Consider the following 24848-nt stretch of genomic DNA (forward strand, 5'->3'; position numbering starts at 1 on the left):
GGGGTGGGTGGGGGTGGGGGTGGGGGTTAGTCGGCGCCGGCTAGGCCGATGGCGAAGGCTTCTTCCAGATCGTGGCGGGAGTAGGCGCGGAAGGCGATGTGGGACTCGGTGTTGAGGACGCCCGGCACCTTGGAGATGCTGCCGGCGATCACCCGGGCGATCTCGTCGAACTCGCGGACCCGGACCATGGCGATCAGATCCACGTGTCCCGCCACCGAGTAGACCTCGCTCACCCCGGGCAGGTTGGCCAGGGCCTCGGCCACCTCAGGAATCGCGTCGGTGGCGCAGTCGATCAGCACGATCGCGGTGATCACTGGAGGTTCTCCGTTCGTCGGTCTTCCTCGTCCATGCTAGGGCCCGCCAACCGGATCAGCGCTGCTGGGACGGCAAAGCCCGGCGCACCCGGGGCTCGGAAACCGGTCAGGGCTGCCAGGGCGGGGCAGGGCGATCGGAACTGTCAGGGCGGTTGGGACGGGTCAGGATGCGGGGACGGTGAGGTCGTCGCCGACCCGGATCACGTCGTGGAGATGCTCGTCCGCGTGGACGGTGGCGCCGGGCCAGAGCACACAGCGGGTCACCGTGCCGCGTACCGTGGCGCCTGCGCCGATCACCGAGTGGTGGCAGTGGCCGGTGACCGTGGCGGTCGGATCGACCAGGCTGTCGTCGCCGGCGGCGTGCAGGTTGGCGGTGAGGTAGTCGGCGGGGGTGCCGGTGTCGTAGAAGGTGCCCGGGTAGGGGACCACGGTCAGTTGACCGGCCGCCTCGGCGGGGCGCCACACCGCTCGGACCAGGTCACCGAAGGTCGGCGGCAGTTCCCGGACCAGGCGCCAGGGCAGCAGCGAGAAGCCGGTGAAGAGGTGCCCGTCGAAGGTGCCCGGTGCCGTCGGGTCGGGTGCCGGCTGGCCGAGCAGGCGTACGGATTCGCCGTCCCAGTCGTGCAGCAGCGCGGCGATGTCGGGCCCGGGCGGCGACGCCGGGTCGGCGAGGTACGCGTCGGCGTTGCCGACAAGTACGCCCCGACCGGCGATCCAGTCTCGCAGGTTGCCGACCCCACCGGCGGTGCCGAGCGGAGTGCCCTGCTCCACCGAGAGGTGGGCTCGGGTGCCGACCTGCTCGACCACCTGGTCGCCGAGGTAGCAGGCGTTGACGGCGACCTGCTGCGGCCCGGCCAGGCCGAGCCCGGCGAGCCGGGCCAGCGCGCGATCCAACAGTGACACGTTGCCCACCGGGCAGAGTGCCTTGGGCAACCGCTGGGTCAGCGGGCGTAGTCGGGTGCCCTCCCCGGCGGCGAGCACCACCGCGCAGAGTTCACCGTCGAGGCTGGCCACGGCCCCCTCCCCGGGCCCGCCCGAGGTCGCGGCTGGCGGGGACGTCAGTGCCCGCGGGGAGGTGGAGGACGCCAGGGCCGCCGAGGACGTCGGTGCCGGCGAGAACGTCGGATCGGGTGGTGGGCTGGTCATGGCAGGGTGTCGGGCAGTGGTGGCGGGAACTGCCCGGCCAGTGGACCGATGTCGTAGTAGGCGAGCAGTCGCGCGGTGGGCCAGGTCAGCTTGGGCAGGTCGTCCAGCGGATGCCAGGCGGCCTCGAAGACCTCGGCCCCGTCCACGGTCAGCGTGGTGCTCGACGCCGGCACCTCGGCGGTGAAGACCACGTCCACCCAGCCTTTGGCGTGTACGACGGCGTTGGGGGTCGCCGGGGTCAACTGGGTGGGGGAGAGGCGTACGCCCGACTCCTCGTGCAACTCGCGGGCCGCGCCCACGGCCGGGTTCTCGCCGCGTTGCAGCAGCCCGGCCGGCAGCGACCAGCCTCGACCCGGTGGCTGGCGCAGCAGCAGCAGGCGACCCGCGCCCTCGGCTTCGCTGTCGTGCACCAGGGTGACCGCGCCGACGATGTACTTCGGCACGGCCAGCCGCACCAGCCGGCGCCGTACCGACGGCGGAAGCCGATAGAAGACCTGGTATGCGACGGCGCGTCCGATGCGGCGCGAGCGGGGGGTCATGGCTTCAGGCTAGTGGCCGCGAGACGCGCTCGCGCCCGAGGAACGCGGTGCGTCACTGCCGGTGGTCGCCTTACTGCCGGTGGTCGACGAGGTCGATGAGTTGGCGTACGACGGCGTCCGGTTCGAGCACCCGGTCGAAGACCGCGACCAGCAGGGTTTCCAGGTCGGGGTAGCCGAGTTCCTCCGACAGCCGCAGCAGCGGCAGGTCGCTGGCCAGCCCTCGGTTGTGTTGGCGCAGGGCGAGCCCGATGGTGGCCCGGCCCAGCCGGACCTTGTCGCTGATCGAGATGCCGGGCTCACTGTGCTCGGCGAACCAGCGGTTGATCTGCATCTGCGCGTGCGGCGACTTGACGAAGCCGAGCCACTCGCGGCGCGGGCCGCGCGGGGCGACCTCGGCGTCGAGGGAGCACTCCTCGTCGGTCTCGGTGAAGATCTCGACCACGTCGCCCTCCTCCAACTCGGAGGAGAGCGGGACCAGCCGACCGTTGATCCGGGCGGCGAGACATCGCTCGCCCCGGTCGGTGCCCAGTTCGTAGGCCAGGTCGACCGGGGTCGCCCCGGCCGGCAGGACGATCTGCCGACCTTCGGCGACCACCTGGATCTGTGCCTCGGCCAGGTCGCAGCGCAGCGACTGGAGGAACTGCGCCGGGTCGGCGGCGTCCTGCTCCCAGTCCAGCACCCGGCGCAACCAGTCGAGCTGTTCGGTACGGGCCGCCGGCGCGCCACTGGCACGGGGGAAGCGGAAGTCGGCGGCCACCCCGTACTCGGCTGAGCGGTGCATCTCCTCGGTGCGGATCAGCACCTCCACGGTGCGGTCGCGGGGGCCGCAGACGCTTGTGTGCAGGGAGCGGTAGAGGTTGTTCTTCGGGGAGGCGATGAAGTCCTTGAACCGGCCGGGCACCGGTCGCCAGAGCCCGTGGATGGCGCCGAGGGCCGCGTAGCAGTCGGTGGCCGGGCCGTCCACCACGACGGTGATGCGGGGCAGGTCGTACGGCACGGTGTGGCCGCCGGCGACGGTGTCTTTCCAGATCGAGTAGAGGTGCCGGGGTCGGGGCGCGACCTGGGCGTCGACCCGGCTCCGCCGCAGCGCCACCTTGGCCTGGGCCACCACGTCGTTGAGGTAGCTGTCCCAGCCGGGGCGGTCGTGCACGTGGCGGGCGATGCGGGCGTGCTCGTCCGGCTCCAGGTGCAGCAGCACCACGTCGTCGAGTTCCCGTTTGAGGGTCTGGATGCCCAACCGGTCGCAGAGGGGTACCAGCACCTCGAGGGTCTTGCGGGCGATCCGTTCCCGGGAGGCCGCCGAGCGTACGCCCAGGGTGCGCATGTTGTGCAGCCGGTCGGCCAGCTTGATGATCAGCACCCGGACGTCCTTGCCGGCCGCGATGATCATCTTTCGGATGGTCTCCGCCTCGGCGGCCTGACCGTAGAACGCCTTGTCGAACTTGGTGACCCCGTCGACCAGGTGGGCCACCTCGTGGCCGAAGTCCTCGGCGAGGGCCTGCAACGTGTAGCGGGTGTCCTCCACGGTGTCGTGCAGCAGCGCCGCGACCAGCGTGGTGGTGTCCATGCCCAGCTCGGCGCAGATCTGCGCGACCGCGAGCGGGTGGGTGATGTACGGCTCCCCGCTCTTGCGGAACTGGCCGCGGTGCATGTTCTCGGCGATCGTGTACGACCGGCGCAGCACCGCGGGGTCGGCACCCGAATGGATGCTGCGGTGGGTGCGGACGAGTTGCCCCACCGGCTCGGTGTCGGTGGTCGGCCAGCTCAGCAGCGACCGGAGTCGGCGGGCGAGCGGAAGTTCGCCTGGTTGTGCGGGTAGTGCGCCCCGTAGGGCGCCGCCGCGTCCGGCGTCGACGTCCACGTGGGACACCCCCTCACTTCCGCACCGGCGCGCCTGCGGATCGGCAACCGGGAGCAGAACCTCGAAACGGGCAGGACTGCACTCCCTTAACAGACTAAGTGAGTCGACGTAGTCCGATCGGTCAGTTGCTCATGAGCGTTCGGACCAGAGTTGACGGGACGCTGCGTTCTCGGCCTTGGTCAACAGGTCACGGAAGCGACCCGCGCCGGACACCGGAGAGGCCCATCCGGCCGACATCTCCACCAGTCGGGTCTCCGGCCGTTCCAACCAGGACAGGATCCGTTCCGACTCCTCCGGGGTGGCCGCCGGGACCGGGCCGTGCCCGGCCGGCACCGTCTCGGCGGTGGCGCGGATGGTGGCCAGGGTCGGTCGCGGGTGGACCCCGGGCGGGCTGACCCCCGCTCCGGCGAGCCGACCGTGCCGCACCAGCGCCAGCTCCCAGCCGCCGCCTTCGGCCGGCCGGGCGGCGGCCACCTCGGCGATGCCGGTCAGCGCGGCCAGCCGCTGCATGCGTACGGTCGCGCGCAGCACCGCCGCCAGTCGTGATCGGAGCACCGCCGCCTCCTCGTAGCGCTGACCGGCGGCCAGTGCCTCGATCCGGGCCAGCAGGGCGTCCACCACCGGCTTGGCGTCGCCGGTGGTGGCCTCGGCGAACGGCGTCACCGCGACGGCGTCGTACTCCTGGGGGGTGATGCGGTGCTCGCAGGGTGCCGGGCAGCGGCCCAGCTCGGCCAGCGCGCAGGCCGGCGTGACGGTACGCAGCGACAGCCGGTGGGTGCACTGACGCAGGGGCACCGCGTCGTGGAAGCCGGCGGCGGCCAGCTCCGCGGCCCGCCGCGAGGAGAACGGCCCGAGGTAGGCGCGGTCGTCGGGGGAGATCTCCCGCACCACCGACAACCGGGGGTACGGCCCGTCGGTCAGCTTCAGCCAGACCACCCGCTCCGGATACTTCGACCGTCGGTTGTACGGCGGGGCGTGCGCCCCGATCAACCGCAGCTCTCGGACCTCCGCCTCCAGCGAGTGGGCGCACTCCAGCGCCTCGACCCGCTCGGCGGCGGCCAGCATCTCCGAGATCCGGGCGCGTTTCTCCGCGGCGGTGAAGTAGCTGCGGACCCGGGTGGCGATGTCGCGCGAGGTGCCGACGTACAGCGGTCGGTCGTCGGCGGCCCGGAAGATGTAGACCCCGGGGGAGCGGGGCAGCCCGTCGGCCAGGTGCCGTTTGCGGCGTTGCGTCGGGGTGACCGCCCGGGCGAACTCGATGGCCTCGCCGATGGTGTCGACCCGGTGCCCGCCGAGCCGCCCGATCAGCCCGTGCAGCACGTCCACGGTCGCCCGGGCGTCGTCCAACGCCCGGTGCGTCGGGGTGGTGGCAGCCCGGAAGTAGGCCGCCAGGGTGCCGAGTTTGCGGTTTGGCACCTCGTCGCGCAGCAGCACACGGCGGGCCAGCGCGGCGGTGTCCAGCACCCGGGGGTTGGGCCAGCGGTAACCGTGCCGGGCGCACGCGGCCTTGAGAAAACCGACATCGTACGGGGCGTTGTGGGCGACCAGCACGGCATCGGAGATGAACTCCAGGAAGCTCGGCAGCACCTGTTCGATGGGGGGCGCGGGCAGCAGCATCGCCTCGGTGATGCCGGTCAGCACGGTGATGAACGGTGGAATCGGCACGCCGGGGTTGACCAGGGTCGCCAGCACCCCCAGCTCCTCGCCACCGCGTACCTTCACCGCGCCGATCTCGGTGATGCCGCCGCCGTCCGGTGCCCCACCGGTGGTCTCCAGGTCGACGACCACGAACGTCGTCGCATACAGCGGCAGCGCCGGGTCGACGCCGTCGACGGCCGGGTCGAGCCCGGCCAGCGCCGGCTGGAGGTATTCCTGTGCTGCCATCGGCGGCACGGTAACCGTCCGGTCCGACACTCCCGCCCCACCGGTCCCATTCGCCACCACCGGTCTAGGATGAGAGATCGGCTCACTCACCGGGCGGTGGGCCCGGTCGCGGTGGGAGACTTGCCACATGCCCCTCACCGAGCCGTACGACGACAACCTCTCCCAGGAGGAGCAGGTCGTCGCGGTGCCGGCTGCCGGTGACCTCGCCGATGTCGCCGCCGCCGGGGGGTTGGGGGACCCGCCGCACCCGCAGACCGCCGCCGACGGCGGCGCCGACGCCGGGACCGCCGATGCGCAGACCCCCGCCGATCCGGATGCCGAGCAGACGCCCGACGCCGAGCAGACGCCTGAGCCCGATACCGAGCAGACGCCCGAGCCGGAGCCGAGCCTGCCCGAGCCGGTCCGGCAGCGGATCGTCTCACTCACCGCCGCCGTGCTGCCCGGCCTGCCCGGCGACGAGGTGCCCGTGCCGCTGCGTCGGGTCGCCAAGTTCGCCCCGAACCGGCGGGCCCGCCTCGGCGCGCCGGTGATCGCCGCCCAACTCGCCGCCGACCCGCTGTTCCGCCAGCGGGTCACCGCCCGGGTGCTGGCCGACGCCGGTGACCTGGGTGCCGCTGTGGTCGACGGGACGGCCCCCGCCGCCGCCGATCCGGTCGAGGTAGCCGCCCTGGCCTACCTGGCCCGGCCGCGCGGGTGGCGGCAGCTGATCGAGGCCAGCGGCGCGGCGGTACGCGCCGAGGCGGACACCGCCGTGGTGGCCGAACTGGTCCGCCAGGCCGAGCAGCGGGCCAACCGGGCCGACCACGACCGCGCGGTGGCCCGGGTCGAGGCCGACAAGCTGCGCGACGAACTGGCCCGGGTCCGCGAGGAACTGGGCCAACTGCGCGAGGAGTCCCGCCAGCTCGCCCGGGCGCTGCGGGAGAGTCAGGCCCGCGAACGTCGGGCGAGTGAGCTGCTGGCCACCGAGCGGGGCCGGGCCGCGCGGGCGGCGGCGGACGCGGACGCCGAGTTGCGCCGGGCTCGGGCTCGACTGGCCGAAGCCGAGGCGGCGGCCGGGGTCGCCCGGGCCAGCGCCAAGGAGGCCCGCTCGGTCGACGACGCCCGCCTGTGGCTGCTGCTGGAGACCATCGGGCAGGCCGCCGTCGGGCTGCGCCGGGAGTTGGCCCTGGATCCGGTGGAGAAGCTGCCCGCCGACTTCGTCGCCGACTCCTTCGCCGACTCCTCGACGGCCACCTCCACCGGGGCCGCGGCGCGGGCCCGGGACACCGACGACCCGGCCCGACTGGACCAGCTGCTCGCCCTGCCCCGCGCCCACCTGGTGGTCGACGGCTACAACGTGACAAAGCGGGGCTTCGGGGAGATGTCGCTGGAACAGCAGCGCAAGCGGCTGATCACCGGCCTGGGCGGGATCGCCGCGCAGACCGGTGACGAGGTCACCGTGGTCTTCGACGGCGCCGAACGGATGCACGGGCTGCCGCCCACCCCGCGGGGGGTGCGGGTGCTCTTCTCCCGCAAGGGCGAGACCGCCGACGAACTGATCCGCCGGCTGGTCCGCGCCGAGCCACCGGGGCGTGCGGTGGTGGTGGTCTCCTCCGACCGCGAGGTCGCCGACGGGGTACGCCGACACGGCGCCTACCCGTTGGGCGCGGACTCGCTGCTGCGCCGCCTCTCCCGCTCCTGACCGGATCGGTTGCGATCCACTCGAGTGGGGACAACGTGGGCCGGGCAATAGGATTGGCGCCCATGGCGACAGGAGCGACGGTATGAGCGGCAGAGCGGACGGCCGGTCCGATACCGGTCGCTGCGCCGGGTCGCCGCAGGCGGATCGGGTGGTCTGGTGAGCCCGCGCGGTTGGGCCGTACTCACCCTGGCCGGGCTCGGTCTCGCGCTGCTGGTGGCGGCGCTGGTGCTGATCCCGTGGAACCGTCCGCCCGCGCCCCGCGCCGATCAGCTTGCCGCACTCCGGGAACTCCCCGCCGACCAGGTGGAACGGGCCCGACAGTTCCGCTCCGCGCTGCGCCCCGGCAGTTGGACGGCGCTCGGTGTCGGCCTGCTGGTGGCGCTCGCGCTCGGGCTCACCCCGCTGGGCAGCCGCCTGATCGAACTGGCCGGGCGCCCCTTCGGTGACCACTGGACCGCGCAGGCGATTCTCGGCGGGCTCGCCGTGGTGCTCGTGGCCGACCTGGTCACGTTGCCCTTCGCCGCCTGGCGGCACAGCGTGCTCACCCGGTGGGGACTGGCCACCAACGGCTGGGCCGGCTGGACCGTCGACCTGCTCAAGTCGTACGCCGTCAGTGCCGTCGTCGGCGCGGTGGCCCTGCTCGGCTTCTACACCGTCGTGCGACTCGCCCCGCGTTGGTGGTGGGCGTTCGGCGCGGCGGGGGCGGCGACCCTGGTGGTGCTGTTGTCGTTCGTGCTGCCGGTGCTGGTGGAGCCGGTGTTCAACCGGTTCAGCCCGATGGAGCCGGGGCCGCTGCGTACCCAGCTGATGGACCTGGCCGCCCGCGACGGCGTACCGGTGCGCGACGTGCTGGTCGCCGACGCGTCCCGGCGCACCCGGGCGGTCAACGCCTACGTCTCGGGATTCGGCCCGACCCGCCGGGTGGTGGTCTACGACAACCTGCTGCGGGAGGCGACCGACGCCGAGGTGACCGCGGTGGTGGCCCACGAACTCGGCCACGCCAGGGACCGGGACGTGCCGGTCGGTACGCTCACCGGCGCGCTCGGCGCGGCAGCCGCCGTGGTGGCGCTCTACCTGATCGGCTCCTGGCCGCCACTGCTGCGCCTGGCCGGTGTCGGCTCGGTCGCCGAGCCGCGCGCGTTCGGGCTGCTACTCGCCCTGGTCACGGTGGCCGGGCTGGTCTTCGCGCCGGTGCAGGCGCTGATGTCGCGCCGGGTCGAGGCCCGCGCCGACGCGCACGCGCTCGCGCTGACCGGTGACCCGGCCGCCTTCGAGTCGATGCAGCGGCGACTGTCCTCGGTGAACCTCTCCGACCCGGATCCGCCCCGCTGGGAGTACCTCTACTCGGCCTCCCACCCCTCCACCGTGGAGCGGATCGCCGCCGCCCGCGCGTACGCCAGAAAGGCCGGTTGATGGGTCGCACGTTGCTGGTCACGAACGACTTCCCGCCGCGTCCCGGCGGCATCCAGTCGTTCGTCCACAACCTGGCGGTACGCCAGCCCGCCGGCTCGGTGGTGGTGTACGCGTCGAGTTGGCCGGATGCCGACAAGTTCGACGCCGACCAGCCGTTCGAGGTGATCCGCGAGCGGACCCGGATGCTGCTGCCGACCCCGTTGGTGGCCCGTCGCGCGGCCCGGCTGGCTCGGGCCTACGACTGCGACAAGGTCTGGTTCGGTGCCGCCGCCCCGCTGGGCCTGCTCGCCGCGGGGCTGCGCCGCCGGGCGGGCGTACGCCGGGTGGTCGCCCTCACCCACGGGCACGAGGTGGGCTGGGCGGCGCTGCCGCTGGCCCGGACCGCCCTGCGGCGCATCGGTCGGGGCGCGGACGTGGTCACCTACCTGGGGGAGTACACCCGCAGCCGGCTGGCCCGCGCCCTCGACGGGCTGACCGAGCTGCGGCAACTCGCCCCCGGCGTGGACACCGAGCTGTACCACCCGGGCGTGGACGGCACCGAGGTCCGCCGCCGGCTGGGGCTGGCCGACCGGCCGGTGGTGGTCTGCGTCTCGCGGCTGGTGCCGCGCAAGGGCCAGGACATGCTGATCCGGGCGCTGCCGCTGATCCACAGCCGGGTGCCCGACGCGGCGCTGCTGGTGGTCGGTGGCGGACCGTACCGGGCGACGCTGGCCCGGCTGACCCGCGAGGTCGGCGTCGAGGATGCGGTGGTCTTCACCGGCTCGGTTCCGGCGGAGGACCTGCCTGCCCACTACGCCGCCGGTGACGTGTACGCGATGCCCTGCCGGACCCGCAACCGGGGGCTGGACGTGGAGGGGCTCGGCATCGTCTACCTGGAGGCGTCGGCGACCGGCCTGCCGGTGGTGGCCGGTGACTCCGGCGGTGCGCCGGACGCGGTGCGGCAGGGAGAGACCGGGTACGTGGTCAACGGCCGGGATGTCACCGAACTCGCCGACCGGGTGGGCACCCTGCTCGCCGACCGGGACCTGGCGCGTACCTTCGGCGCGGCCGGTCGGGCCTGGGTGGAACGGGAGTGGCGCTGGGAGACCCAGGCCGACCGCCTGACCGCTCTGTTGAACGGCTGACTGTTAACAGGGGTCCCCTGCTCTACCGCAGGCGTTAACAGGGTGCCCTTCCTTACACCTCAGCGCAGCCGGGCGAGGATGTGATCCGCGGGGGCGGGACGGCCGAAGTGCCAGCCCTGACCGGCGTCGCAACCGATCGCGCGCAGCCGCTCGGCCTGACCGACGGTCTCCACGCCCTCGGCGGTCACCGTCAGGTCCAGCGCGTGGGCCAGCGAGACAAGCGAGGCGAGGATCCGCTCGTCGGCCGCCTCCGGGGCGCGCAGGCCCCGGACGAACTCGCCTGCCACCTTCAGCTCGGTCACCGGCAGGTCCCGCAGGTAGGCCAGGTTGCTGTAGCCGGTACCGAAGTCGTCGATGGCGATGCGTACCCCCAGGTCGGCAAGCGCCCGTAGGGTGCGCACCGGCTCCTCGGCGCCGCTCATCATCATGCTCTCGGTGATCTCCAGCTGGAGCCGGTTCGGTGGCAGGCCGGTGTGTCGCAGCAGGCCGCACACCTCCTGCACCAGGTCGGGGCGGCGCAGCTGACGTACCGCCAGGTTGACGCTGACGTACGGCGGTTCACCGGTGGCGGCCGACCAGCCGACCGCCTCGCGGCAGGCCTCGGCGAGCACCCAGGAGCCGAGCGGCACGATCAGGCCGGTCTCCTCGGCCAGCCCGATGAAGCTGTCCGGACGCAGCACCCCCAACTGCGGATGCTGCCAGCGCACCAACGCCTCGACCCCGAGCACCGAACCGTCCTGCAACGAGGTCAACGGCTGGTAGTCGAGGTAGAACTCGCCGCGCTCCAGCCCGCCGGGGATGGCCGCGCTGAGCGCCTGCCGAGCCTGTTCCCGGTTGTCGCGTTCGGCGTCGTACAGCGCCCAGCCCGCGCCGCCGGCGCTCTTGGCCCAGTGCAGGGTGCTCCCGGCGGCCCGCCACAGGTCGTCCGGAGTGGTGCCGGCGACCTGGCGTTCCACCACACCGACGCTCGCGGTGACCGTCACGTCGTGCCCGCCGACCAGCACCGGCTCGGCGAGGGCGGCCAGCGCCGACTCGGCGACCGCCACCACGTCCCCGGTGCCGGTGGAGCGTTCGACGAGGATCATGAAGGCGTCCCCGCCGAGCCGGGCCACCAGGTGAGGTTCCACGGCACGGCTGAGCCGGTGGGCCGCCGCCACCAACGCCCGGTCGCCGATCTGGTGCCCGTACGAGTCGTTGATCCGTTTGAACCGGTCGATGTCGAGGAAGCACAGCCCGACCCGGTGGACGTCGTCGCGGTGTGCGGTGCAGACCGCGGCGAGCCGTTCGGCGAACAGCGTCCGATTGGGCAGGTCGGTGAGCGGGTCGTGGGTGGCCTGGTGCCGGAAGCGTGCCTCGCTGGCCCGCAGCGCCCGCTCCGCGTCGGCCCGGGCGATCAGGGCGGCCCGCCGGATCGCCTCCTGCTCGTCCAACGTCCGGTCGCGCAGGGCGCGGGCGTAGCCGGTGGCGATCGCGGCGAGCAGCCGGGCCATCCGGTCGGCGATGTCGTCGGCGACCAGGTCCAGGTCGCGTACCAGCCGGAGTTGGATCACCTCGACGGTGCGACCGAGCGCCTCGGCGGAGGCGATGTGCGAGGCGACCAGCTCGGTGGCCACCCGGTGCCCGGCGCGCAGGTCGAGCGGTTCCGTGCGCAGTGCCGCGGCCAGCTGGTCGGTGAGCCGCTGCAACAGCGTCTCCAGCTGGGCGTGCGTCATCGGGAGGTAGCTGGTGCCCGCCAACGCCTTGGCCCACGCCCGAGCGAACGCGCCGGGGCGGGCGGGACCGTCCGGAGGCTCACCCACCGAGTCGCCCGACCCCACCCAGGAAGACCGCCCGCTCGGCGTCCTCGGCGCTGTCCGGGGTTTCCGGACGCCACTGCGGCACCCACACCACCCCGGGCTCGACCAGCTCGAAGCCGTCGAAGAACGCGGTCAGCTCGGCCCGACTGCGAACCCACAGCGGGTTGTCGGTGCGCTGGTAGACCTTCTGCGCCTCGGCCCGCTCGGCCTCGCTGCGACCGTCGTCGCTGGCCTGCGACAGCACCAGGTAGCTGCCCGGGGCCAACGCCGCCCGCAGGGTGCGCAGCACCTCGGCCGGCCGGTCGTGCTCACCGACGAAGTGCAGCACCGCCACGATCAGGACGGCGACCGGCTGAGAGAAGTCGATCATCGCCCGGACGTCCGGGTGGGCGAGGATGCGCTCGGGGTGGCGGAGATCCTCCTGGACGACCGTGGCGCTCTCGTTGCCGGTCAGGATCTCCCGGCTGTGTGCCACCGCGACCGGATCGACGTCGACGTAGACCACCCGGGAGTCCGGGGCGTGCCGCTGGGCGATCTCGTGCACGTTGCCGACGGTCGGGATGCCCGAACCGATGTCCAGGAACTGGCGGATCCCCGCCTCGCAGAGGAACTGCACGGCCCGGCGCAGGAAGGCGCGGTTGGCCTGGGCCATCAGCGGGGCCTCGGGAACCGCGGCCACCATGGCCTGGGCCGCCGCCCGGTCCACCGCGAAGTTGTGCGATCCGCCGAGGTAGTAGTCGTACATCCGAGCGACGCTGGGCCGCTCGACATCGATCGTCTCGGGTGCCCAGTCCGGCCGCTGCAATGTCTCACTCCTCCGCACACGGTGTAGGCGTCAATGCCCCGGCGGGTATTCTGCCCCGCTTTCATCACCGAGACCATAGTGCGTCCGCAGACGGAGGTCGATACGAAAGATCCGTGCCCGCGCGGTAGCGGACACGGATCCCTTCGTCGCCGTGGGTGTTGCTCAGAACTTGGGGGCGTCCGGCGCTTCGAGCAGACCGAGCCGCAGCGCGGTCATCAGCGCCTGGGCCCGGTTGGCCGCGCCGAGCTTCTCGTAGAGCTTGGAGATGTGCGTCTTCGCGGTCGACTCGCTGACGAACAGCTGCTTGGCGATGCCGGCCACGCTCATGCCGTCGGCGAGCAGCCGCAGCACCTGGCCCTCACGCGGCGACAGCTGCGGCCCGGACGGGGCGAGCCGGCGCTTCATCGCCTCGGCCAGGTCGGCGGCGGTGAAGGCGCTGGGGGAGGAGGCGGCGTGCCGGGCGGCGGCGACGACCTCGTCGGCCGGCGCGGTCTTCGGCACGAACGCGCTCGCCCCGGCCTCCAGGGCGCCGAAGAGCTGGTCGTCGCCCGCGTACATGGTGAGCACCACGATGCCCATCGACGCGCTGGACTTGCGCAGTGCGCGGGTGGCCTCCAGGCCGCTGCCGTCGGGCAGCCGCAGGTCCATGATCACCACGTCCGGCTGCAGCGCGCCGGCCTGCCGTACGCCCTCCGCCGCGGTGGCGGCCTCGCCCACGACCTCGAACTGCCGGTCGCGCTCGAAGGCGTGCCGCAGGCCCTTACGGATCAAGTCGTGGTCGTCGACAAGGAGGACCTTGGTACGGGTAGCCGGTGTCGGACTTGTGGTCATCCTCGGGTTACTCCCCTTCTGCTGCGGCGGCGCTACCGCGAAGGTTATCGCGCCGGGGTGACGAGCCGACCACCACCGCCACGGTCGTCCCACTGGGCTGACGTGGTCTGATCTCCAACCGGCCCCGGATACGTTCCGCCCTCTCGGCCATGATCGCAAGCCCATAGTGCCCGTCGGAACGTTTGTCACCTATGCCGTGACCGTCATCCGACACTTCGATCTGGGCGTACGGGGGATCCACCTCGCAGGTGACCCAGAGGTTGGTCGCCCCGGCGTGCTTACGGGCGTTGGTCACCGCCTCCTGGGCGATGCGCAGCAACTCGGCCTCGGTGGCTGCGGGCAGCCGGGCGGTGGACTCGTCGAGCGACAGGTGCACCCGCAGCCCGCCGGAGGCCCCGACGGTACGGGCGTACTCGGCGATCGCGGCGGCCAGACCGCCGTGCCGGTCCACCTCGCTGCGCAGCTCGAACAGGCTCAGCCGCAGCTCGGTGATGACCCGGGTGACCTCCTGGCGCAGGGTCCGCAGGCTCTCGGCGGTCTCCTCGGCGTCCTCGTGCACGGTGGCCAGCGCGTTGTCGATGCCGTAGCCGACCATCACCAGTTCCTGGGCCACCCCGTCGTGGATCTCCCGGGCCAGTCGCTGCCGTTCCTCGTTGGTGGCCAGCGACCGCACTTCGTCGAAGAGCAGGGCGGCCTCCAGCCGCAGCGCCGCCGGCCCGGTCAGCCCGGTCACCTCGGCCGTCACCGGCGACGGGTAGGCGTGCGCGGCGTCGGCCTCCAGCACCACCAGGCCGACCGTGCGGACCCCGGCGACCAGCGGCACGATCAACGCCGACACCTCCCCACCACGGTGGGAGCGGGACTGGGAACGGGCCGCGGTCTGCGGCTGCTGACTGGCCCAGGCGTCGGCGATGGCCGAGTCGGCGTCGAGTGTGGTCTCCCAGTCGACCCGGTCCGCACCGATCTGGGCGAGCACCACCAGTCGCCCGCCGCCGCTGGCGGAGAGCACGGCCCCCCGGTCGGTGCGGGCCACCGTGCGCAACTCCTCCAGCAGATGCTCGGAGATGCCACCCGGGTCCAGGGTCGCGCCGGGCAGTTGGCGGGCGACGGTACGCAGCTGGGTCAGCAGCCGGGTCGCCTCCGCGTACGGCTGGGGTTTGGTGTCCTGCCGCAGTTGCATCACCCGGTGCAGCGTCTGCGCCGCGTAGAGACCGAGCACGGCCAGGATCAGCCACTGGGCGCAGACCGCGAGGTAGCCCGTCTGGGTCATCTGTCGCGCTCCGCCGACCTCGGTGAACGCGCCGGTGATCAGCAGGGTGCCGGCGACCGTCGCGATGAGCAGGGCGCCCTCGCGGAACCGGCGTCGCAGTGCGGTGACCGTCACCGGCACCGCCAGGTACGGCAGCACCGCGGAGGCGCCCAGCCCGTCGATGTGCCCGCCGATGGTGGCGACCGCTGCGACCTGACTCGCCGCCAGGCCGAGCACCACCACCTCCGCCATCCGGCTGATCGGCCCGATCAGCCAGTGCTCGGGGGCCATCGACGCGGGCAGGCCGGCGACCGCGAGCAGGACGATCCACCAGAGCTGGGTCAGGTCACGGGTGGCGAGCAGGGTGAGGACGGCGACCAGGGCGAGCACGACCACCCGGGTCGCCGAGGCGAGCGGATGGGAGCGGGCCAGGGCGGTTGTCGAGGCGGACACGTGACGGATGGTAGTCAGCCGCGGTAGATGTCTGCGATTTCCGCCGCGTACGTCTTGTGGACAACTTGACGCTTGACCTTCATCGACGGGGTCAATTCGCCGGTGGCCTCGGTGAAGTCCTGAGGCAGGATGCGCCACACCTTGATCGCCTCGGCCTTGGAGACCGACTGGTTGGCCAGGTCCACCGCGCTCTGGATCTCCGCCCGCAGTCCCTCGTGCTCGCGCAGCGTCTCGGCGCTGGTGTCGGCGGGCAGGCCGACCGACTCCAACCAGGCCGGTAACGCCTCCTCGTCGAGGGTGATCAACGCGGCGATGAACGGCTGCCGGTCGCCCACCACGACGCACTGGCTGATCAGCTGGTGGGCCCGTACCTGGTCCTCCAGCACGGCCGGGGCGACGTTCTTGCCGCTGGCCGTCACGATGATCTCCTTCTTCCGGCCGGTGATGGTCAGGTAGCCGTCACCGTCCAGCGATCCGAGGTCTCCGGTGCGGAACCAGCCGTCGGAGCTGATCGCCTCGGCGGTCGCCTCGTCGTTGCGCCAGTACCCCTGGAAGACGATGTCACCGGCGATGAGCACCTCGCCGTCGTCGGCGATCCGGATGGTCACCCCGGGCAGCGGCCGACCGACCGTACCGATGCGGGTGAAGCCCGGCAGGTTCGCCGACGCCGCCGGGGAGGTCTCGGTCAGGCCGTACCCTTCGCAGACCGGCACGCCGACGCCCCGGAAGAAGTGGCCCAACCGGGCGCCGAGCGGTGCCCCACCGGAGATCGCGTCCCGGCAGCGTCCGCCGAGCGCGGCCCGCAGCTTGCCGTAGACCAGCTTGTCGAAGAGTGCGTGCTGGACCCGCAGCGCCAGACCCGGCCCGGCGGAGGTCTCCAGCGCCTCGCTGTAGGCGATGGCGACCGCCTCGGCCCGGGCGAAGATCTTGCCCTTGCCGGCGGCCTCGGCCTTCTGCTTCGCGCCGTTGTAGACCTTCTCGAAGACCCGGGGTACGGACAGCACGAAGGTGGGTTTGATCTCTTGCAGCTCGGGGACCAGGTTCTTGACGTCCGAGCAGTGCGCCATGGTGGCCCGGGCCTGCACCACGCCGATCTGGATGAGCCGGGCGAAGGCGTGCGCCAGCGGCAGGAAGAGCAGCGTGGAGGCGTTCGGGCCGAACAGGTTCGGCAGTACCGGCACCGCGTTGGCGATGTCGGAGTACATGTTGCGGTGGGTGAGCACGCAACCCTTGGGGCGGCCGGTGGTGCCGCTGGTGTAGATGATTGTCGCGATGTCCACCGACCGCAGCCCGGCGCGCCGCTGCTCGATCTCGGCGGGCTCCACCGTGCTGCCCGTGGTCATCAGCTCGTCGATCCCGCCGAGGTCGATCTGCCACAGGTGCACCAGCTCGGGCAGCCGGTCGCGGACGCCGGCCACCAGGGTGGCGTGCGCGGTCGACTCCACCACGGCGGCCACCGCGCCGGAGTCGGCCAGGATCCAGGCGGCCTGTTCGGCGCTGGAGGTCTCGTAGACCGGCACGGTGACCGCACCGGCGGCCCAGATCGCGTAGTCGACAAGGGTCCACTCGTAGCGGGTCCGGCTCATCAGCGCGACCCGGTCACCGGGCCGGACGCCGGCGGCGACCAGGCCGCGGGCGACCGCGACGACCTCGTCGCGGAACTGGCGGCAGGTGACGTCCACCAGGCCGCCCTGGGAGTCGCGGCGGATGAACTGCACCGCGTCCGGCGCGACCTCGGCGTTCTCCCAGACGGGATCGGTGAGGTTGGCCGAGTCGCCGACGGTGACGATCGGCGGGACGGAGAACTCGCGCACCTGCACTCCCTCGTGCTTGCACTGGCCGGTCCGGGTGCCACCGGCGGGTCTGCTCATCTCGAAACCTACCTGCCCCGCCGCTGGCGAGCACATCGCAGGTGGGGCGGCGCGGCACGACCGGCTCCCGGGGCGGGTAGCCTCCCCCCATGGCGGACTCCTCCACCCAGTCGATCACCATTGCCGCGTCACCGGACCAGGTGGCGGCGGTCATCTGTGACTTCCCGAGCTATCCCCGGTGGACCGACGCGATGCGCGAGGTCGAGGTCATCGAGGAGTACGAGGACGGTTACGCCAGCCAGGTCCGTTTCGTCCTGGACGCCGGCGTGCTGGCCGACGAGTACGTGCTGGAGTACGCCTACGCCGAGGACCTGTCCCGCATCGAGTGGCACCTGGTGACACCGTCGAAGATGCAGAGGCTCCAGCGCGGGTCGTACGACCTGGTCGGTAATGCCGACGGGAGCACCACCGTGACCTACACCCTGGAGGTGGAACTCGCGGTCGGGATGCTCGGAATGTTCCGGCGCAAGGCCGAGAAGATGATCATGGATACCGCGTTGAAGCAGCTCAAGCGCCGGGTAGAAGCAACTGGTTCGGCGCAGTGACGCGTCCGGCGGCGCGGTCGCCACGGTAGAGGAGCCCACGATGGGTGCAACGGATCCGGGTTCGGCCCGACAGGAGGCGGAGCGGCTGGTCGCCACTCTGCTGGCCAGCGCGCGGTTGGCCGCCGGCAACCCCGGCACAGGGCCGCTGGGCTCACTGAGCGGGATCATGACCAGTGTCCTCGGTCACAACGACTCGTCCGAGGAGCCCGAGGGCGCAACCGGCCCGGGTTTCGCCACTGGTGCGCCGGAATGCTGTGTCTGCCCGGTCTGCCGGGGAATCGCCGCGTTACGCGATCCGAGTCCGGAATTCGCCGAGAGGTTGGCCACCGGCGCGGGCGATCTGGCCGCCGGACTGGCGAGCTTTCTGCGGGCCTTCGCCCCGCCCGAGACGCCCGACGACCCCTCCAGCGGCCCGGGCGGGGACCCGGACAGCGACCACGTGTGGCGCGAGGCGACCCGTACCGGGCATGATTCTCAGCCGGCACCGGATCGGCACGTCTGGACCGCCGCGACGCGAGCGGAAGAGGGTGCCGTCCCGGCCGTCCCGCCCGTCGATGCCGCCGGGCCGGTCGCGGACGCCGTAGGCCCGACGCCGGAGACCGGCCGCCCGGTGGTGCCCGCCTCACGGACGCCGGACGGCGAGCGCCGGACCGCGTCGGAGGCCGCGGCGCCCACCAGCGCCGAGCAGCAGGGCGCAGCAGGCGACGAAGCCTGATCTCAGGACGACCCGCACCACCGGCCAGGGCAGGTACGCGCGGGGCACAGCAGAGGGGAGTGGCAGCGGTGACGCTGACCATCGGAGTCGACGTGGGTGGCACGAAGGTGGCCGGTGGTGTCGTCGACGACACCGGCACGGTGCTGGTGCAGACCCGACGGGACACCCCCGCCGACGACGTGGGCAAGACCCGCGACGTCATCACCGAACTGGTCACCGAACTGGCCGCCGGGCACGACATCCAGGCGGTCGGCATCGGCGCGGCCGGGTGGATCGACGCCAGCCGCTCCACCGTGCTCTTCGCCCCGAACCTGGCCTGGCGGGACGAGCCGCTGCGGGCGTACGTCAGCGCGGCGGTCGGCCTGCCGGTGATCGTCGAGAACGACGGCAACGTGGCTGCCTGGGCGGAGTTCCGCTACGGCGCGGCCCGCAACGCCGACGACTCGATGGTCATGTTCACCATCGGCACCGGCGTCGGCGGTGGCATCGTGCTCGGCGGTGACCTGGTCCGGGGTGCCAACGGCATCGCCGCCGAACTGGGTCACATGCTCACCGTCCCGGACGGGCACCAGTGCGGCTGCGGTCGGCTCGGCTGCATCGAGCAGTACGCCAGCGGCAGCGCCCTGGTCCGCTTCGCCCGCGCTGCGGCCCGGCAGGAGCCGCAGCGGGCCACCGCGCTGCTGGAACTCGCCGACGGCGAGGCCGAGGCGATCACCGGCCCGATGGTGACCGCCGCGGCCAAGAGCGGCGACCCGGTCTCCGCCGAGGCGTTCGCCCAGGTCGGGCGCTGGCTCGGCACCAGCATGGCGGACATGGCGCAGATGCTCGACCCGCAGGTGCTTGTCGTCGGCGGTGGCGTCATCGACGCCGGCGAGCTGCTGATGGGCCCGACCCGGCGGTCGTACGCCGAGTCACTCGCCCAACGCAGCCGGCTGCCGGTGGCCGAGATCCGCCCCGCGGAGCTGGGCAACGCCGCCGGCGTCATCGGCGCGGCCGACCTGGCCCGGCGGATCTGAGGTGACCGACGCCCACTCCGGCGTGCCGCTGCGCGTCGTGTCGTACAACGTGCACGGCCAGCGTGACGACGTCGCCGCGCTGGCCACGGTCGTCCGCCAGCTGGCACCCGACGTCCTGATCGTCCAGGAGGGGCCGCGCCGGTTCGGTTGGCGCGCGAAGTCGGCCACGCTGGCCGCCTCGTTCGGTCTCGTGGTCGCCGCCGGCGGGTTGCCGGCGCTGGGCAACCTGCTCCTGGTCAGCCTGCGGGTACGGGTGACCGGGGTGCGGCACCAACGCTTCCCGCTGACCCCCGGCCGGCACCTGCGCGGTGCCGCGTACGCCGACTGCGTGGTGGGGGGCCCGGCCCGCTTCACGGTGGCCGGCTCGCACCTGGCAACCGACCCGGTCGAGCGGCCCGACCAGGCGAAACTGTTCAAGCGGGAGTTGGACGTCGCGCCGTTGCCGGTGATCGCGGCGGCCGACCTCAACGAGGAACCGGGCGGCCCGGCCTGGCACACCGTCGCGCACGGACTGACCGACGCGGCGGTGGCGGCGGACCGGGCCGACCGGCTCACCTACTCCTGCGCCGACCCTCGGCGGCGCATCGACGGGGTCTTCGTGGACCCTCGGATCACCGTTGTCGACTACGACGTGCTGGACACCCCGCTGAGCCGCCGCGCCAGCGACCATTTTCCGATCGTCGTCGACCTGCTCCTACCCGTCGCGGACTGAGCTGCGGCGCTCGGACGGGCTGGACATACCGCGCGGATGTGGAGAGGATTTCGCGCGACCCGGCAGGCGTGCCGAGACGAAGGAGACCCCCCGGTGCCCACCCCCACCGAGCACGGCCGGCCCGATGCGGAGACGACCACACTGGCTCGCAGCCACGACGGTCGCCCGATCGCCGACCGGGGCGACACCGTCTGCGTCATCGGCGCCGGAGCCAGCGGCCTGACCGCCATCAAGAACCTCGCCGAGCACGGCTTCGGTGTCGACTGCTACGAGCGGGAGACCGGCATCGGCGGTGCCTGGAACTGGCGGCACGACCGCAGCCCGGTGTACGCCAGCACCCACCTGATCTCGTCGCGGCCGTTCACTCAGTTCCCCGACTTCCCGATGCCGGACGACTGGCCGGACTATCCGCACCACAGCCAGCTGCTGTCCTATTTCGAGCGCTACGCCGACCACTTCGACCTGCGCCGACACATCTGGTTCGGCACCGAGGTGGTGCGCATCGAGCCGGTCGACGGCGACCGGTGGGACGTCACCACCCGCAGCACCGGCGGCTACGGCCCCGAACGCACCTCCCGGTACGCCGCCGTGCTGATCGCCAACGGGCACAACTGGTCGCCGAAGCTGCCCCGCTACGACGGGTTGGAACAGTTCCGGGGCGAGGTCATGCACGCCTCGTCCTACAAGGACCCGGCGCAGCTGCGCGGCAAGCGGGTGCTGGTGGTGGGCGCCGGCAACACCGGCTGCGACATCGCCGTGGAGGCCGCCCAGCAGGCCTCACACTGCTGGCACTCCACCCGCCGGGGCTACTGGTACGCCCCCAAGTACGTCTTCGGTCGTCCGGCCGACCAGGTCAACGACACCCTGCTGGCGCTGCGGGTGCCGCTGCGAGCGCGCCAGTGGCTCTACCACCGCACGTTGCGGCTGACCGTCGGCGACCTGACCCGCTTCGGCCTGCCCGCACCGGACCACCGGGTGTACGAGACCCACCCGATCGCCAACAGCCAGCTGGTCTACCACGTCGGCCACGGCGCGATCACCCCGGTGCCGGACGTCGCGCGGCTGCATCCGCACTCGGTGGAGTTGACCGACGGTCGGCAGATCGACCCGGAGCTTGTCGTCTTCGCCACCGGCTACCTGCCGCGCTTCGAGTTCCTGGACGCGAAGATCCTCGGTGACGACGAGGGTGTGGGACGCCCCCGGTTGTGGCTCAACGCGTTCGTGCCGAACCATCCGACCCTCGCCGTCGCCGGCCTGCTCCAGCCGGACTCCGGCCTGTTCCCGCTGGTGCACTGGCAGGCGGTGCTGTTCGCCCGGCTGCTGCACACCCGCCTCACCCGCCCGGACCGGGCCGACGCCTTCGCGGGCCGGGTTTCGGCGGGCGCGGGCGAGCGCTACTCGGGACGGGTCAAGGACTCGACCCGGCACTGGTTCGAGGTCGGCCACGTCGACTACCTGCGCGCCCTGGAGCGTGCGCTGCGTGACCTGGAGGGCAAGTGACGCAGGTGAGCGAGCGGCCGCGGATCGTGCGCGGCTGGGAGTGGGCCCGTCCGGTACGGCCGGTACGGCGTGAGGTGCTCAGCGCCGCCCCCGAACTGGAGGAGGGACACCCGCCGCTGTTGTTCGTACCCGGCTTCGGGCACGGCGCCTGGGCGTACGCCGAGCACTGGCTCGGGCACAGCGCCTCCCGGGGTTTTCCGGCGTACGCGGTGAGCCTGCGCGGGCACGGCGGCAGCGGCCCGGCGCCGGAGGCGGACCTGCGGGCGTACACGCACGACGTGGTCCAGGCGGCGGCGGGCCTGCCGCGCCAGGCGGTGCTGGTGGGGCACGGCGCCGGGGCGCTCGTGGTGGCGCACGCCCTGGCCCGCTACCCGGCCCGGGCGGCGGTGCTGGTGGCCCCGGTGTTCGGTGGCTGGGCGAGCCTGGGTGCGGCGCTGCGCCGCAACCCGTTCGGCACCCTGCCGGCGGTGTTCGGCGGCGGCCTGCGGCTGAGCCGCAGCCAGCTGTTCAGCCGGGAACTGCCCGAGGCCGAGGCCCGGCGGTACACCGCCCGGCTGGGTCGGGCCGCCCGGCGTGCCCAGTGGCAACTGCTCGCCGGCACCGACCCGGAACCGGCGGTGGGTCGCCCGCCGGTGCTGGTGCTGGGCAGCCCCGACGACCGGGTGGTGCCGGCGACGGCGCTGACCCGCGCCGCCCGGCGTTACGGCTCGGCCCCGCTGCTCTTTCCAGGCATGGGACACGACCTGATGCTGGACGCCCGGTGGCAGGAACCGATCGACGCCATCCTCGACTGGCTGCTCAAACAACCGGGCCGCGCCGGCCGGCCCTGATCGGGGCACCGGGGCCGTCGGGCCGGCCCTGACCGGGCCGATGGGCCGACCCGCGCAGTGGGGTCGGCCCGGTGCTCGCCCGCGCAGTGGGGTCGGCCCGGTGGCTCGGCTCAACCGCCGAGCCGGGTGAGCAGCAACCCGCTCTGGTCCAGGGTGGACAGATAGGAGCGGGCCCAGGCGCGGATGTCGTGCTCCCGCAGGTACGCGCGCATGGCCTGCATCCGCGCCCGCACGTCGGCCGGCTCGGCGCGCAGCGCCGCGAGCAACCCCTGCTTGAGCCCTTCCAGGTCGTGCGGGTTGACCAGGTACGCCTGCGACAGTTCGGCGGCAGCCCCGGCGAACTCGCTGAGTAGCAGCGCACCGGCGTCGTCCACCCGGGCGGCCACGTACTCCTTGGCGACCAGGTTCATCCCGTCGCGCAGCGGGGTCACCGCCATCACGTCCGCGATCCGGTAGAGCGCGGCCAGTTCGGTCCGGTCGAACGGCTGGGTGAGGTAGTGGATCGCCGGTTCGCCCACCCGGCCGAACTCGCCGTTGATCCGTCCGACCTCGCGTTCGACCCGGTCGCGGAGGATCTGGTACTGACCGACCCGTTCCCGGCTGGGCACCGCCACCTGCACCAGCACCGTGTCGCGGACCTTGACGTGTCCACCTTCGAGCAACTCGCTGTACGCCTTGAGCCGCTGCTCGATGCCCTTGGTGTAGTCCATCCGGTCGACACTGAGGATGACCTGTTCCGGGCTGCCGAGGTCGTGCCGCAGCCGGCGCGCCCGGTCGGCCACCTCGGGCCGGTCGGCGAGCGCCGCCATCTCGGCGGTGTCGATGGAGACCGGAAAGGCTCCGATGCGGACGATCCGGTCCTCGACCGCGATCCGTCGGTCGGTGGCCGGCAGCCCGAGCACCTTGGTCACCAGTTGGGCGAAGTTGTGCGCGGCCTGAGCCCGCTGGAAACCGACCAGATCCGCGCCGAGCATCCCGTGCAGCAGTTCGGCCCGGCGCGGCAGCTGCATGAACAGCTCCGGCGGTGGGAACGGCACGTGCAGGAAGAAACCGATGCGCAGGTCGGGTCGCAGGGCACGGAGCAGGCCCGGCACCAGTTGCAGGTGGTAGTCCTGCACCCAGACCACCGCGCCCTTCTCGGCGACCTGGGCGGTGGCCTCGGCGAAGCGCTGGTTGACCCGCTGGTACGCGTCCCACCAGCGCCGGTGGTGCTCGGGTTGTTCCACCGCGTCGTGGTAGATCGGCCAGAGGGTCGCGTTCGCGAAGCCCTCGTAGTGATCGCGCAGGTCTTCGCTGCTCAACGGCACGGTGTGCATGCGTACCCCGTCGACGTCGGGCAGGGTGGGCGCGGGACCGGTCCCGCCGGCCCAACCGACCCAGGTCGCCGGGGTGTGTCTCAACAGGGGGTGCAGGGCGCTCACCAGGCCACCAGGACTGCGTCGCCACTCGCAGGCGCCATCGAGCGCCACGTTGTCGTTGATGGGGAGGCGGTTGGCTACCACCACGAGGGAGCTCTGTCGCATCTCGGGCATTCCGATCAGCAGGGGAGTGACCGCCACGAGAAAGGAACAACCGGGCAGTCGGAGGGTGACGTGACGTACTGTCGGTATTCCTACTGACAGTAAGTTACACCACTGTTACATCCCTCGGCGTAGGCGGTCTGCGTCCCGGTATCCGGGCGGCTTCCGGCTCGGCGGGCTCAGACGACCGCCCCGTCGTCGGGATCGCGTTCCTCGTCGCCCGGACGCAGCCGCCACACCAACGTGACGAAACCGGCGAGGATGCCGGTGAAACCGAGCAGCGTCACCACGCCCCGATCGGCGGGGACCAGGTCGGGGAAGAGGAACAGCACGAACCCGAGCAGAATGGCCAGCACACCGGCCACCGCGAACTTCGACACCCGGGGCAGCGGTGGGGGCGGGGGCGGCACGTAACGCTCGTCGGCGTCCGGGTCGTCGGGCAGGTCCGCGCCGAAGGTGTCCAGGCCCTCCAACAGTGAAGGGCCGTCGCCGTCGCGTGGGCCACGGCCCACCGAGACACCGGAGATGTCCGCCGCGTACGGCAACCGGCGTACGCCGGTGGCGGTCGGTCCGGCCGGCTCGTCGGGGCCCGGCAGGGTCGCGGTCGTGGTGGTGCCCGCCCGGCCCGGCGGCTCGTCCACGTCCTCCGCGGCCGGCCACGGGTGCGCCCCGGCGCCCGGCGAGGAGTGGAACCCGGCGACGATCTGAGCCCATTCGGCGTCGATGTCCGGTTCCTCGTTGACCCGTCCCGAGGTGCCCTCGTCGGACAGTTGGTTGAGGTAGTCCCGGGCCGTGCTCAGGTGCGAGCGGTCCACGTAGAGCCGGTCGACCGGCCGAGGCGGGACGGTGGTGGTGCGGGTGACCGGATTCAGATCTGCCGACGGTTGCAGGTACGCGGCGATGCCGCCGGCCGCCAGCACGTCGAGCAGGTGCTCGCCGACGCGCGGATCGACGTCGCCGGCCACGGCGTACTCGTTCGCGTCGATCCCGTTGTCCCGCCGTCCCCGGCGGGCTCCACCCGCTGACACCCGGACCATCCTCCT

Annotated in this window: 21 protein-coding genes; 9 read left to right on the top strand and 12 right to left on the bottom strand. The window is 72.5% G+C overall.

Annotated elements, in window-relative coordinates; genetic code table 11:
• Positions 1-26: 26 nt before the first annotated feature.
• The 5 genes from C1A38_RS21025 to C1A38_RS21045 all read right to left on the bottom strand — a co-directional run bounded on the left by C1A38_RS21025 (position 27) and on the right by C1A38_RS21045 (position 5744).
• Entirely contained in the window at positions 27-314 is a 288-nt protein-coding gene (locus C1A38_RS21025) for an Lrp/AsnC family transcriptional regulator (protein WP_013735163.1), read from the bottom strand.
• Positions 315-476: 162 nt separating this feature from the next.
• On the bottom strand, positions 477-1328 hold the full coding sequence (locus tag C1A38_RS21030) for a sugar phosphate nucleotidyltransferase (RefSeq protein ID WP_102659502.1): 852 nt from the start codon (positions 1326-1328) through the stop codon (positions 477-479).
• Positions 1329-1456: 128 nt separating this feature from the next.
• Positions 1457-1999, bottom strand: a complete 543-nt coding sequence (locus C1A38_RS21035) for an NUDIX hydrolase (protein ID WP_102659478.1) — start codon at positions 1997-1999, stop codon at positions 1457-1459.
• Between the two features lie 70 nt (positions 2000-2069).
• Complete coding sequence (locus C1A38_RS21040; RefSeq protein WP_102659503.1) at positions 2070-3860, bottom strand: RelA/SpoT family protein; 1791 nt, start codon at positions 3858-3860, stop codon at positions 2070-2072.
• A 129-nt stretch (positions 3861-3989) separates the two neighbouring features.
• Positions 3990-5744 carry a DEDD exonuclease domain-containing protein gene (locus C1A38_RS21045; protein ID WP_102659504.1) on the bottom strand — a complete coding sequence of 585 codons (1755 nt, stop codon included), beginning with the start codon at positions 5742-5744 and terminating at the stop codon, positions 3990-3992.
• A 127-nt stretch (positions 5745-5871) separates the two neighbouring features.
• Between C1A38_RS21045 and C1A38_RS21050 the strand changes: the two genes are divergently transcribed.
• The 3 genes from C1A38_RS21050 to C1A38_RS21060 all read left to right on the top strand — a co-directional run bounded on the left by C1A38_RS21050 (position 5872) and on the right by C1A38_RS21060 (position 9962).
• Positions 5872-7425, top strand: coding sequence for an NYN domain-containing protein (locus tag C1A38_RS21050; protein WP_102659479.1), 1554 nt, complete (start codon positions 5872-5874; stop codon positions 7423-7425).
• Positions 7426-7581: 156 nt separating this feature from the next.
• Complete coding sequence (locus tag C1A38_RS21055) at positions 7582-8838, top strand: M48 family metalloprotease (protein WP_102659480.1); 1257 nt, start codon at positions 7582-7584, stop codon at positions 8836-8838.
• Entirely contained in the window at positions 8838-9962 is a 1125-nt protein-coding gene (locus tag C1A38_RS21060; RefSeq protein ID WP_102659481.1) for a glycosyltransferase family 4 protein, read from the top strand. Before C1A38_RS21055 ends, C1A38_RS21060 begins: the two co-directional genes overlap by 1 nt.
• 59 nt (positions 9963-10021) lie before the next feature.
• On the opposite strand, the gene C1A38_RS21065 is transcribed toward C1A38_RS21060, so the two are convergent.
• From C1A38_RS21065 to C1A38_RS21085, 5 genes are all read right to left on the bottom strand, one after another.
• Positions 10022-11674 carry a putative bifunctional diguanylate cyclase/phosphodiesterase gene (locus C1A38_RS21065; RefSeq protein WP_233196937.1) on the bottom strand — a complete coding sequence of 551 codons (1653 nt, stop codon included), beginning with the start codon at positions 11672-11674 and terminating at the stop codon, positions 10022-10024.
• Between the two features lie 79 nt (positions 11675-11753).
• On the bottom strand, positions 11754-12563 hold the full coding sequence (locus tag C1A38_RS21070) for an SAM-dependent methyltransferase (protein ID WP_102659483.1): 810 nt from the start codon (positions 12561-12563) through the stop codon (positions 11754-11756).
• A gap of 162 nt (positions 12564-12725) precedes the next feature.
• A complete protein-coding gene (locus tag C1A38_RS21075; protein WP_007072219.1) occupies positions 12726-13394 on the bottom strand; it encodes a response regulator transcription factor in 669 nt (222 codons plus the stop codon).
• A 7-nt stretch (positions 13395-13401) separates the two neighbouring features.
• Positions 13402-15096 (bottom strand): sensor histidine kinase, encoded by a 1695-nt coding sequence (locus C1A38_RS21080; RefSeq protein ID WP_102659484.1) that lies wholly within the window; start codon positions 15094-15096, stop codon positions 13402-13404.
• 14 nt (positions 15097-15110) lie between these two features.
• Positions 15111-16910 carry an AMP-dependent synthetase/ligase gene (locus C1A38_RS21085; RefSeq protein WP_102659505.1) on the bottom strand — a complete coding sequence of 600 codons (1800 nt, stop codon included), beginning with the start codon at positions 16908-16910 and terminating at the stop codon, positions 15111-15113.
• 146 nt (positions 16911-17056) lie between these two features.
• On the opposite strand from C1A38_RS21085, the gene C1A38_RS21090 reads away from it, so the two are divergent.
• The 6 genes from C1A38_RS21090 (at position 17057) to C1A38_RS21115 (ending at position 22285) form a co-directional block, all read left to right on the top strand.
• Positions 17057-17512 (top strand): SRPBCC family protein, encoded by a 456-nt coding sequence (locus C1A38_RS21090; RefSeq protein WP_102659485.1) that lies wholly within the window; start codon positions 17057-17059, stop codon positions 17510-17512.
• 40 nt (positions 17513-17552) lie between these two features.
• Positions 17553-18227 (top strand): hypothetical protein, encoded by a 675-nt coding sequence (locus C1A38_RS21095; RefSeq protein WP_013735146.1) that lies wholly within the window; start codon positions 17553-17555, stop codon positions 18225-18227.
• Positions 18228-18295: 68 nt separating this feature from the next.
• Entirely contained in the window at positions 18296-19243 is a 948-nt protein-coding gene (locus C1A38_RS21100) for an ROK family glucokinase (RefSeq protein WP_102659506.1), read from the top strand.
• 1 nt (position 19244) lies between these two features.
• Positions 19245-19955 (top strand): endonuclease/exonuclease/phosphatase family protein, encoded by a 711-nt coding sequence (locus C1A38_RS21105; RefSeq protein WP_102659486.1) that lies wholly within the window; start codon positions 19245-19247, stop codon positions 19953-19955.
• Positions 19956-20048: 93 nt separating this feature from the next.
• Complete coding sequence (locus C1A38_RS21110) at positions 20049-21455, top strand: flavin-containing monooxygenase (protein WP_102659487.1); 1407 nt, start codon at positions 20049-20051, stop codon at positions 21453-21455.
• A 5-nt stretch (positions 21456-21460) separates the two neighbouring features.
• Positions 21461-22285, top strand: coding sequence for an alpha/beta hydrolase (locus C1A38_RS21115; protein WP_102659507.1), 825 nt, complete (start codon positions 21461-21463; stop codon positions 22283-22285).
• Between the two features lie 110 nt (positions 22286-22395).
• Here C1A38_RS21115 and C1A38_RS21120 read toward each other — a convergent pair whose 3' ends face one another.
• Together C1A38_RS21120 and C1A38_RS21125 are read right to left on the bottom strand one after the other, a co-directional pair.
• Positions 22396-23808 (bottom strand): alpha,alpha-trehalose-phosphate synthase (UDP-forming), encoded by a 1413-nt coding sequence (locus C1A38_RS21120; protein WP_102659508.1) that lies wholly within the window; start codon positions 23806-23808, stop codon positions 22396-22398.
• A gap of 176 nt (positions 23809-23984) precedes the next feature.
• Positions 23985-24833, bottom strand: a complete 849-nt coding sequence (locus tag C1A38_RS21125; RefSeq protein ID WP_102659509.1) for a DUF308 domain-containing protein — start codon at positions 24831-24833, stop codon at positions 23985-23987.
• Positions 24834-24848: the final 15 nt, after the last annotated feature.

It is taken from the genome of Verrucosispora sp. ts21 (genome assembly GCF_002879555.1).
Classification (GTDB): Bacteria; Actinomycetota; Actinomycetes; order Mycobacteriales; family Micromonosporaceae; genus Micromonospora; species Micromonospora gifhornensis.

Coding starts and splice junctions, on each gene's coding strand:
- C1A38_RS21060 (WP_102659481.1), top strand. CDS start 8,838: ATGGGTCGCACGTTGCTGGTCACGAACGACTTCCCGCCGCGTCCCGGC.
- C1A38_RS21120 (WP_102659508.1), bottom strand. CDS start 23,808: ATGCGACAGAGCTCCCTCGTGGTGGTAGCCAACCGCCTCCCCATCAAC.
- C1A38_RS21090 (WP_102659485.1), top strand. CDS start 17,057: ATGGCGGACTCCTCCACCCAGTCGATCACCATTGCCGCGTCACCGGAC.
- C1A38_RS21050 (WP_102659479.1), top strand. CDS start 5,872: ATGCCCCTCACCGAGCCGTACGACGACAACCTCTCCCAGGAGGAGCAG.
- C1A38_RS21065 (WP_233196937.1), bottom strand. CDS start 11,674: ATGACGCACGCCCAGCTGGAGACGCTGTTGCAGCGGCTCACCGACCAG.
- C1A38_RS21095 (WP_013735146.1), top strand. CDS start 17,553: ATGGGTGCAACGGATCCGGGTTCGGCCCGACAGGAGGCGGAGCGGCTG.
- C1A38_RS21035 (WP_102659478.1), bottom strand. CDS start 1,999: ATGACCCCCCGCTCGCGCCGCATCGGACGCGCCGTCGCATACCAGGTC.
- C1A38_RS21075 (WP_007072219.1), bottom strand. CDS start 13,394: ATGACCACAAGTCCGACACCGGCTACCCGTACCAAGGTCCTCCTTGTC.
- C1A38_RS21045 (WP_102659504.1), bottom strand. CDS start 5,744: ATGGCAGCACAGGAATACCTCCAGCCGGCGCTGGCCGGGCTCGACCCG.